The sequence below is a fragment of the Kitasatospora sp. NPDC101155 genome (assembly GCF_044768305.1).
Taxonomy (GTDB): domain Bacteria; phylum Actinomycetota; class Actinomycetes; order Streptomycetales; family Streptomycetaceae; genus Kitasatospora.
The window spans coordinates 18,016-28,046 of record NZ_JBIWPN010000070.1; the positions used below are offsets into that span (position 1 = coordinate 18,016).

At 74.1% G+C, this 10,031-nt stretch carries 11 protein-coding genes; 9 read left to right on the forward strand and 2 right to left on the reverse strand.

Annotated features, from left to right (window positions below; all coding sequences use genetic code 11):
- Positions 1-156: 156 nt before the first annotated feature.
- From ACIRYZ_RS42545 to ACIRYZ_RS42555, 3 genes are all read left to right on the forward strand, one after another.
- On the forward strand, positions 157-1,494 hold the full coding sequence (locus ACIRYZ_RS42545) for a UDP-glucose dehydrogenase family protein (RefSeq protein WP_402954028.1): 1,338 nt from the start codon (positions 157-159) through the stop codon (positions 1,492-1,494).
- Between the two features lie 52 nt (positions 1,495-1,546).
- A complete protein-coding gene (locus ACIRYZ_RS42550; RefSeq protein ID WP_402954029.1) occupies positions 1,547-1,882 on the forward strand; it encodes a hypothetical protein in 336 nt (111 codons plus the stop codon).
- Positions 1,883-2,040: 158 nt separating this feature from the next.
- Positions 2,041-2,886, forward strand: a complete 846-nt coding sequence (locus ACIRYZ_RS42555; protein ID WP_402954030.1) for an SDR family oxidoreductase — start codon at positions 2,041-2,043, stop codon at positions 2,884-2,886.
- Between the two features lie 19 nt (positions 2,887-2,905).
- Here the strand turns inward: ACIRYZ_RS42555 and ACIRYZ_RS42560 are convergent, their stop codons facing one another.
- Together ACIRYZ_RS42560 and ACIRYZ_RS42565 are read right to left on the reverse strand one after the other, a co-directional pair.
- Positions 2,906-3,439 (reverse strand): GNAT family N-acetyltransferase, encoded by a 534-nt coding sequence (locus ACIRYZ_RS42560; protein ID WP_402954031.1) that lies wholly within the window; start codon positions 3,437-3,439, stop codon positions 2,906-2,908.
- On the reverse strand, positions 3,436-4,434 hold the full coding sequence (locus ACIRYZ_RS42565) for a hypothetical protein (RefSeq protein WP_402954032.1): 999 nt from the start codon (positions 4,432-4,434) through the stop codon (positions 3,436-3,438). The genes ACIRYZ_RS42560 and ACIRYZ_RS42565 overlap by 4 nt, the downstream gene beginning before the upstream one ends.
- 530 nt (positions 4,435-4,964) lie before the next feature.
- Between ACIRYZ_RS42565 and ACIRYZ_RS42570 the strand changes: the two genes are divergently transcribed.
- The 6 genes from ACIRYZ_RS42570 (at position 4,965) to ACIRYZ_RS42595 (ending at position 9,809) form a co-directional block, all read left to right on the forward strand.
- Complete coding sequence (locus ACIRYZ_RS42570) at positions 4,965-5,366, forward strand: hypothetical protein (protein ID WP_402954033.1); 402 nt, start codon at positions 4,965-4,967, stop codon at positions 5,364-5,366.
- On the forward strand, positions 5,363-5,926 hold the full coding sequence (locus ACIRYZ_RS42575) for an ATP-binding protein (RefSeq protein WP_402954034.1): 564 nt from the start codon (positions 5,363-5,365) through the stop codon (positions 5,924-5,926). The genes ACIRYZ_RS42570 and ACIRYZ_RS42575 overlap by 4 nt, the downstream gene beginning before the upstream one ends.
- Before the next feature lie 179 nt (positions 5,927-6,105).
- Entirely contained in the window at positions 6,106-6,780 is a 675-nt protein-coding gene (locus ACIRYZ_RS42580; protein WP_402954035.1) for a hypothetical protein, read from the forward strand.
- Positions 6,781-6,922: 142 nt separating this feature from the next.
- Positions 6,923-7,975, forward strand: a complete 1,053-nt coding sequence (locus ACIRYZ_RS42585) for a hypothetical protein (protein WP_402954036.1) — start codon at positions 6,923-6,925, stop codon at positions 7,973-7,975.
- A 500-nt stretch (positions 7,976-8,475) separates the two neighbouring features.
- Entirely contained in the window at positions 8,476-9,081 is a 606-nt protein-coding gene (locus tag ACIRYZ_RS42590) for an RNA polymerase sigma factor (RefSeq protein ID WP_402954037.1), read from the forward strand.
- Positions 9,082-9,083: 2 nt separating this feature from the next.
- Complete coding sequence (locus ACIRYZ_RS42595) at positions 9,084-9,809, forward strand: hypothetical protein (protein WP_402954038.1); 726 nt, start codon at positions 9,084-9,086, stop codon at positions 9,807-9,809.
- Positions 9,810-10,031 lie beyond the last annotated feature (222 nt).

Sequence of the window (10,031 nt, forward strand, 5' to 3'; positions counted from 1 at the left end):
GCCCCTTGTGGGGGGGGGGGGGGGTGTGGGGGGGGGCCGTATTCCCGGCCCCTCGGGGGGTCTTGGCGGCCCCCATCACCCTTTGGGGGGGGGGGGGGGGGCCGGGCCCCCGGGCCCCCACCCCAAGTCCCCACCTACTCAAGGATATTGATCATCATGCGTATCTCAGTGATCGGCTGCGGCCACCTCGGAGCGTCCCACGCCGCCGCGATGGCCGAACTCGGCCACGAAGTGATCGGCGTCGAGATCGACCCCGACAAGTGCGCCGTCCTCAACACCGGCAAGTCCTGGTTCTACGAGGCCGGCCTGGACGACCTGCTCGCCCGCCACGTCCCGACCGGCCGACTGCGCTTCACCACCGACCCCGGCGCCGCCGCCGCCTTCGCCGACCTGCACTTCATCGCCACCGGCACCCCGCTACGCGAGGACGGCCGCGGCTACGACGCCACCCAGGTCGTCAGCGCCATCGAGACCCTGGTCCCGCTGATCGACCGCCCGGCCACCATCGTCGGCAAGTCCACCGTCACCGTGGGCACCGTCGCCACCCTGCAGCGCATCGTCACCGCCAATGCCAAGGTGGCCGGGGTGGAGCTGGTATGGAACCCGGAGTTCCTGCGCGAGGGCCACGCCGTCCAGGACTCCCTGTTCCCCGACCGGATCCTCGTCGGCCTCACCACGGCGGCGGCGCGGGCGGCGATCGAGGAGGTGTACGCGCCGATCACGGCCCGTGGCGACATCGAGATGGTTGTCACCGACCCGCAGACCGCCGAGGTCGCCAAGGCCGCCGCCAACTCCTACCTCGCCGCCAAGATCAGCTACATCAACGCCGTCGCCGAGGTCTGCGACCTGACCGGCGCCAACGTGGACGACGTCGCCCACGTGATGGGCATCGACAAGCGTATCGGCCACGCCGGCATGCGCCCGGGCCTCGGGTACGGCGGCGGCTGCCTGCCCAAGGACGTCGCGGCCTTCGCCTACGCCGCCGGCGAGATGGGCGCCGCCGGGGCGGCCGGCCTGCTCGACTCCGTCCAGGCCGTCAACCGCGGCCGCCAGTACGCCGCCGTCGCCCTCATCACCCAGGCCCTGAACAGCGACGTCTGCGGCCGCACCATCGCCTTCCTGGGCGGTGCGTTCAAGGCCGGCACCTCCGACGTCCGCGATAGCCCCGCACTGCGCCTGGCCGACCGGCTCCACCAGCTCGGCGCCACCGTGCGCCTCTTCGACCCCGAGGCCCAGGACAACGCCCGCCGCACCCACCCCCACCTCGCCTTCGCCGACAGCGCCCTGGACGCCACCCACGAAGCCGACCTGGTGGTCATCGCCACCGAGTGGCCTGCCTTCACCACCGACCCGAAGCTGCCCGCCGACGCCGCCGAACACGTGACGACCCGCACCGTGGTCGACGTCCGCAACGCCCTGGACGCCGGCCCCTGGCTGGCCGCCGGCTGGACGGTCCACCAGCTGGGCCGCCCCACCCGAACCCCCACCGCCTGACCCAGCCCCCGGGCCAGGCAGCCATCAGTCCGAACCACGGAGGGAGAAGACCGTGAACGACCTCTTCCAACAGATCCGCGAACTGCGCCGACGCGACGAACGGCGCAGCGGCGCCCCCGACCACGTGCTGGAGCTCCTGCTGGTCACCAAGGTCGCCGAGGAGGCCTGCGAAGCCGGGGAGCTGTACCGGCGCTCCAAGGGCTGGGGGACCGACGGCCCGGTCACCGCCACCACCCACCAGGCCCAGCACGAGATGTGCGCTGCGATCACGGCCGGGCTGGTCGCCCTCGACCGGCTGTGCCCCGACGGCGACGCCGCCCAGGTCTGGGCCGACTACCTCGCCTACGGCTACCAGCGGGCCCTGCGGGAGAACACCGAAGCGGCCTGACAGCACCAGCGCGGCGGCCCCCAGCAGGCATTTGCTCCCGGCCGGGGACCGCCGCGCTGCACCCGTACGGCTGCCAGACGAGCGCGCAGGCGTTCCGTCTCGGTGAAGTCGGGCACACCTTGGCGGAGTTGGGCCTGCTTCTGCTCTACCGTCATGGCGTGACAGTCCTGATCATCGGCGGCAGCGGATTCCTGGGCACCGAACTGGCCCGCCAGGCGGCATCGACAGGCCCGGTGGCCGCGACCTTCGCCACCAAGCCCAGCAACATCCCCCAAGTCGCCTGGCACTCCCTCGACCTGCGGGACCCCCACCGCATCGAGGCCCTCGTGGCCGAGGTAAAGCCCCGCGTGGTCGTCAACGCGGCGAGCGGCGGGGCCGACTGGGCGGTCACCGCCGAAGGCCCTGTCCGAGTAGCGATGGCCACCGCACGGCACGGTAGCCACCTGGTCCACGTCTCCAGCGACGCGGTGTTCTCCGGCACGCACGTCCATTACGACGAATCCAGCCTCCCCGACCCCATCACCCCGTACGGCGCGGCGAAGGCCGCGGCCGAGACCGGGGTCCGCCTCGTCCACCCCGGCGCCGTCGTCGCCCGCACGTCGCTGATCATCGGCGACCGCCGCTCCCAGCACGTCGCCCTGGTACACGACCTCGCCGCCGGCGCCCGGAGCGGCGCCCTGTTCACCGACGACATCCGCTGCCCCGTGCACGTCACCGACCTGGCCGCCGCTCTCCTCGAGATCGCCTCCCGCGACCTCTCCGGCATCCACCACCTGGCAGGACCCGACGCCGTAAGCCGCCACCAACTCGGCGTCCTCATCGCCCAGCGCGACGGACTCGACCCCACCCAGCTCCCGGCCAGCCTACGGGCCCACAGCGCCCAACCTGGCGCACTCGACGTCCGCCTCGACAGCCGAACCACCCAAAGCAGACTGCGCACCAGGCTGCGCGGCGCCCACCAGTTCCTTACCGCGCGGACCGCCAGCCGGTTGGCGCTCAGATGATCTCGGTGCCCCTTGCTGCTCACAACGGCAGGTGGCGGAGCATCACGGCGTACCTGGGTGAGTCCGGGAAGGGCTGGCGGATACCGATGGGCCGGTAGCCCCAGGATTCGTAGAGGGCTTGGACTCGGGGGTGGTCGGGGTCGACGCAGAGCACCGCGAGGTGTTCGGGGCGGTTGGCGAGGAGGGCTTGGTGGAGGGCGGTGGAGGTGCCGGTCTTGCGCCAGCGGGGCCGGACCATGAGCTCGGACAGCCCGTACGTGGACGGGTTCTCCGGCTCTTGGGGGAGGTGGTCGCGCCACCATTCCCGTCCGTAGGGGAGTGGGGCGCCGTAGGCGAAGCCGGTCGGCTCGCCCTGGTCGTCGTAGGCGACGGCGCAGGTGAAGCCGGGCCGGGTCGTCCAGTGGTCGACGAACCAGGGGAAGCGCTGGATGAACGGGTCATCAGCCTGGTCGGCGTAGGCGTCGGCGTGGACGGCGAGCAGCAGGTCGCGGAAGCCGTCCGGCAGGTCGGGGGCGCGGTAGAGGCGGATCTCGGAGGGGGCGGCGTTGGTCACGATCGGCTCCAGTCGTCCCGGTGGCGGTCGGCCCACTCTCGCGCAGCCGGGGACGTCGGCGCCAGGGTGAGCAGGCCGCGGTGGAGGTCGCCGAGCAGGGTGCGCATCCGGCCGGGCAACGGGGCGCCGGCCATGAGCTGGAAGACGCGGCTGCCGGTGGCGGCGGCATGTTCGGCCTCTCCCTGGCCGAGCTGGGCGAGGGCCAGGCGGGCCGTGGCCATGGCCCGGTTGCGCGCGAATCGGCCGGGCAGCTGGGCGAGCGCCTGGTGGGAGTACGCCTCGGCCAGCTGCGGCTCGTCGAGCTGCAGGTGGACGATCGAGTGCAGCGCCCACAGCTCGGCGCCGCCATAGAACGCGACCCAGGACGGCCGGGCCGTGTGCCGGTCCTCGGCTCGGGCGAGGGCGTCGCAGGCATGGCCGAGGGAGCGCTGTGCGGCCTGCCGGTCACCCAGGCCGGAGTGGGCGACGGCCGCCCGCGCGCGGGCGAGGGAGGCGAACAGAGGGTCGCGCCGGCCCGCGCCGGTGGCCTGCGCGGCCTTGGCTGCGGCGAGAGCCTCGGCGTGCCGACCCCGCTGGTGGGCGAGCATCGCGACCGAGTTCCACACGCGCACCTGGGCGATGGGGTCGCGGGCCAGACCCGCCAGGACGAGGCAGCGGTCGAGGTGGAGCTGCGCACGCTCCTGGTCGCGGGCGTCGATCGCGGACCAGGCTGCGGCGGCGGTGTAGTCGGCGGCGATGCCGAACAGCCGGGAGCGGACGCGCTCGCTGGCGCTGCCTTGTTGGAGGGCGAGGGTGTGGTCGGCTCCGGCGAGCGCGGCGCGCTCCAGCTCGGTGTGGCCGCCGCGGTGGTCGTCGAGGGCGTCCAGCGTCGCGAGCCCGGCGCGGGCGCGGGCGACATCGGCGGACCCGACCGAAGTCGTCCGGCAGCTTGTGGGTGCGAGGGCGGCGCTGGCTGCGGCGGCGGTGCCGGAGGCGAGAAACGTGCGGCGGTCCACGGAAGCCTCTGAGCGGGCGGGGCGGCGGGCGGCGGGCGGCGGGCGGCACCAGGCCGAGCTCGGCGGCCGTGCACCCGAATACTGCCTCCAGCGCCGCCACCGTCTTGCCGTGCGGGCGGCGGTGGACCCCGGCCAGCAGGTTGTAGACGGTGCGCTCCGAGATCGTGCCCCAGCTGCCGGTCAGGCGGTGGATCTCGGCGTTCATCAGCCTGGCCAGCCCCGCCTGCGTGAGGCCGAGCTCGTCCATCCGCTGCCGCAGCAGCGCGTTCTCACCCACGACACCCAACGTAGCGCCGCCGTCACCCCCCGCGTCAGCCGGTTCGCAAAGCCGGGGTCAACTCTTCCGGTCGGCCGCGGCCACGAAGCCGGATTTCTTCCTGACCACACCCGCCCCGCCGGGCGTTGACTGGGTGTCAGCGGCCCGGGAGGCGGACACCAGCATCCCGGGCCAACCCCCCGATCGCGGCCCCGCCCCGGCTCCCCCGTCCGGGCGCGGGGCCGCCCACCCGGCACCGGCAGGGAGCAGCCTCGTGGCGACAGCAGCGCACCGTCCCGGACCCAAGCCGCCGCTGGTGCCGGCCGGGCCCGCTGCCGCCGTCGGCTACGTCTGCGCGGAGCCGGACGCCGCCTCCGGCGCCCTGTTCGCCGCCTGGTGCGAGCGCCGGGCCGCAGCCGATGGCTGGACGCTCACCGCGATGGTCGCCGACACCGACGACACCGTCCCACTTGCCGAGCGGCCCGGCTGGCGGCGCGTCACCGACCTGGCCGCCACCGGCACCATCGGCGCCGTCGTCACGGTGGTCCGGCCGATGATCGGGCCCACCATCCGCGACTGGGTCCGCGCGAGCGACCGGCTGGCCGACCACGGCGTCGCTCTGGTCACCACCAGCAGCGCCGCCCGCACCACGCAGAACCAGGACGGTTCCCGGTGACCTCCGCGCGGCCCGGCGCGGTCTACCGCCTGACCGTAGCCGCCACCGCGCCCGACCCTGCCGAGCGCATGGCCTGTGTCGCCCCGGCCCGCAACGCGGTGCGCACCGCCGCCGCCGCCGGTTGGGGCGTCGACGGCGGCGTGCTGGACGACCTGGTCGCCATCGCCGGCGAACTGCTGGCCAACGCCGCGAGACACACGGGCCCCGCAAGGATCCGCGCGCTGCTCGTCCTGGAGGAGTGCGGCGGTCGGCTGCGGTTCGAGGTCGAGGACCAGGGCGCAGCCCTTCCCTGCACGGTCGACGGGTTCGGCGACGACCGCGCGGAGAGCCGCCGGGGCCTGCTGATGGTCCGGGGCCTGAGCGACCGGTGGGGAAGCCGGTCCACCGTCACCGGCAAGGTTGTCTGGGCCGAGCTCGATCTGCCCGCGCCGCTCGACGTGGCGGGTATCGCCGCGTGGGCGCGTCAGGGTGCCGCCCGTGCCGACTACATGCGGGCCGCCATCATGGGCGCCGACCCTGTCAGGAAGCCCACCTGTCGGCGAGCCAGAGAGAAGAACTGATTATCCAACGCCGGGAGGCCGCCACCCCGCAGGGTGACGGCCTCCCAATGCCTTCTCGGGGCAGCAGAAGCGTACCGCCGGCAAAGGAACCGATCGACCGGCGTGGTGGAGCGGCCCGGCTTCGCCGGATCCGGGGCTGTGCGCTGACATCCGAGGCCGCGAGTGGGCAGACTGGGACGGTGACCACGACCTGGGATCCTGACGCCCAACTCGCCGACCACGCCGACCGGTACGCCGCTCTCCACGACGGCCGGCACCCGTACACGGATGCATGGCCCTGGGCCATGGCCATCATCGCCTGGCACCGCGAGCGCCACCCGAACGTCCGGACTCTCGTGTGGCCGTGGGACGAGCACGGCCTGGACGCCCGCCTCGGCGCCCAGGCCCATATCCCGGGCACCAGCGAGCACCTCCTGCTGACTGCCGTGATCGCGGAAGTCCTGCACCTCTCGCAGGGCTGCGGCGTCCCCCGGCCGCTGGGCGACGTCCTCCTGGCCGACCTGCCGCTCCGACTGGGCGAGTGGCTGCGTCACGGACACGGCTTCCCCACCCCCGGCTCCCCTGGCTGGCCCGCGCCGACCGGCCCCTTCGCCTCCGAGTGGCGCACCGCCCTCACCCTGGTGGCCGACCGCGAGCAGGGCCGACCGCTGTACTCGTCCGCACGGGCGGTCCTGACCGGCACATGGGTCGACGCCGGCACCTGCGTCATCCACGTGGACCACGCGCTGCGCGGCGGAGCCGGGCATACCCTCGCCGACATCGCGCCCCTCCTGCCAGGCGCGCCCTGGCCGCTCGCTGTCGCCGACCCGTCCTGGTACGACGAGACGTCTGGCCTGGTGCAGATGCCTCTGTGACCGCTGGCGAGGCGATACGGTCCCCAGCCGGGGCGCGGCCGGAGCCTGGGCGGGTCCGATGAGCACTGAGCAAGCGTCAGGCCCGCCCCGTCCGACCGCTCGGTGTGCGACGATCCGCAGACCGACGGGATGGAGGACGGCTGTGGAGCAGCAGGGGCGGGCGTACGAACAGGCTCTGGAGATCGCCGCGACGGATGCCCGCGCGGCGGTGGTCGAGGTGGTGGCGGCCGCGCTGGAGAACCTCGGCGGGGACGGCCAGGAGGTGCGGCTCGGGCCGCTGCTGTGGCACCTGGATGACGGGCTGCGCGGACGGGCGCGCGGGGACGAGGGCGTGGACGCGCTCGTGGGGGCGGTCGAGGCGGTCTCCCTCGCACTGGCGGCCGAGCGCGGCGCCTGGGACCGGGACACGGTCGTGCGGATCACCGGCGGCGACTACGCCGGCCGTTCCGGGCTGGTCGAGTTCCCGTGCTGGGAGCCGGACCACGCGGGCCGGGACATCGCGCCGGGCCCGCCCAACGCCTACCAGGTCGATCTGGGCAGGTCGCTGTCGGTGCGCGTGCCGACCGAGGAACTGCGGGTCGCGACGCCGACCACGGACCCGGAGGTCTACATGTCCGTCTCGTTCCCGGGCGTGTGGTTCGGGTGCGTCGTGTGGGGGGATCGCCTGGTGCGCTGGTCGGTTGAGCGTCGCGGCGAGGACGTGCCCTTGGGGGAGCTCGGCTCGGCGGCGCTCCTGGTGTCGGCCGCCCTGTGGGACGTCGCGAAGGCGGATGGGCTGGGCGAGCCGGCTGACGGGTCCGCGCTGCTGGACACGTCCCTGACCGCTGTCGGCACCCTCCTGAACGGCACCTACGACGAGACCATCGTGGGCGTGCTGGAGCGGACCCGTCCGGAGTTCTCCGCCACTGAGCAGCCCCTGGACGGGCTGCGGACGCTGTGGGGCGTCCACGCTGGCGTGGAGGAACTGCACCTGCGTCGCCGGATCCAGCGGCTCGCGCACGCCATCGTCATTGACCACCAGGCCGCGGGCATGCGGCCGGACGCCGACCCGGACGCCGACCCGGCCGACTACCTGACAGGCCAGACGGTTGTCCGGCTCCGGGACCGCCTGGACGACCTTGCCGTCTGGGAGCAGGACCGGCGGGCGAGGGCGTGGCAAGCCGAGCTGCACGCCCACATCTACGGCGACGAGTAGGCCGCACTCGACCGGCAGTCGCTGCGGTTCGGCTGACCCGGCCCCGGCACCACCAAGGTGCCGGGGCCGCGGCATGCCTACGGCCGTGGCCGTTCGAACAGGGCGCACCGCCGGACGGGCCTGCCTCCAGGAGTTGAAGGGGCGGTGAAGCGGGCAGCCGATCCTGAAGCAGTCCTGACCGGCGAGACGCCGCGCGAGGTCGGGTGGTGGCGCCCAAACATTGGAATGTGACGCTCCGTAAACCTTTACCTTCGGGTCGTGAACCTTTCGTCTGTTCGAAGGATTTGATGCACCTACCAGCACGCCACGCTCATGGCCCCCAGCAGAGCGTGATCACGTGCCATGCCCATCGAACAAGGACTCACAACGCCCATGTGCATCCATCCCCCCGTCCCACCGCGGCCCACCGCCGCAGCCGCCACACCCTTTCTGCCCTGCCTCGGCCGTTCCCGCCGGCCACGTGGCGGCGTCCCGGACCCGGCCGCAGGGGAGGCGTCGTCGTGAGCGAGCCGCCCTTCGCCGACACCGCCGGCACCGCCCCCGTGGAACTGCCCCTGCCTATAACCCTGGAGGCGTTCCAGCGGCTCCACGCCGACGCGTACTTCGACTACGCCTACGCCTGCCTCGGCGACGCCCACCTCGCCCAGGAGCTCGTCAGCGAGGCCTTCGTCGAACTCGGGCACTGCTGGGACCTCGTCCTGACCCACCCCCAGCCCGCCGCCACCGCCTGGGCCGCGCTGCGCCACCTGGTGGAAGTGGAACGGGAGTACCGGGACCGGCTCGATGAGCGCGTCGCATTCCTCGTGGCGGCGCGCCTGGAGGGGGAGCAGTTCCTGGACGACCTGGACGCCATCACCATCGGCGTGGAGGGCCTGGAGGAAGGCATGGCGCTCGGCGCCGCCATCAAGGAGCTCCCCGCGGCGAAGTTCGACGTGATCGTGCTGCGCTTCGTCGTCGGCCTCAAGGTGGCGGGTACGGCCCAGGCCATGGGCACCGACGAGGGCACGGTGAAGTCGTTGACGACGCAGGCCCGCACCAAGCTGGAGGCCCGGCTCCGATCCCGTCGGCTCCTCCGCCCCGGCACCACCAAGACGGTTCAGGAGTGACTGTGACACCACGCGAGGACGGCCCTCACTTTCCCGACGTCGACTTCCTGCTCAACGCCGCTGGCCCTCTGCCCGCCGACCGCCCCCGCTACGACATGGATGCCGGTCGCCGGTACGTCGCCGAGGGGTTGGCCGCCCGCCGGATCGGGCGGGCCTCGGCCCCCGCCACCCGGCCGCGGCTGCCGTTCCCGGGGTCGGCGGGCATCCACGCCGACGCCCGACGCGACCTGCGGGCCCTGGCCACGGTCGTCATCAACGAACCCGGCTCCTGGGAAGAGGTGGACAGCCTCGCCCGGGACTGGGAGCCCAACGGTGCCCTGATCTTCGGCTGCCTGCTCGACCTCTCCGGCCGGCACCACTCCGCCACCTGGTGGTGGCAGTTCGCGGCTGGCGCCGGCAGCCACCTCGCCGCCTACTGCATGTACCTGCACCACCTGCGCCGCGGCGAACTGCGCGACGCCGAGAACTGGTTCCACCAGGCCGCCTGCCTGGAGAACGGCACCAGCGCCCCCATCGCCCCCAAACTCCCCGACCTGCCCGGCTACGCCCGCCTAGCCTCCCGCCTGGCCCCGCCCCTGCCCGACCCCGCCGGCCTGCCCCGCCCCGACCGCGCCCTGCGCGAGGCGATCAACGGCCTGCCACGCGAGGACGAGGCCGGCGGACTCCTGAGCCTGCCCACCGACGCCATCGCCGACCGGCTCCAGGAACTCGCCTCCGCCTCCCGCTGACCCACCCCCCCCCCCCCCCCCCCCCCCCCCCCCCCCCCCCGGGGGGGCCCCCCCCCCCCCCCCCCCCCCCCCCCCCCCCCCCGCCCCCCCCACCCCCCCCCCCCCCCCCCCCCCCCCCCCCCCCCCCCCCCCGGCCCGGGGGCCACCCCCCCCCCCCCCCCCCCCCCCCCCCGCCCCCGCCCCCGCCCCCCCCCCCCCCCCCCCCCCCCCGCCCCCCCCCCC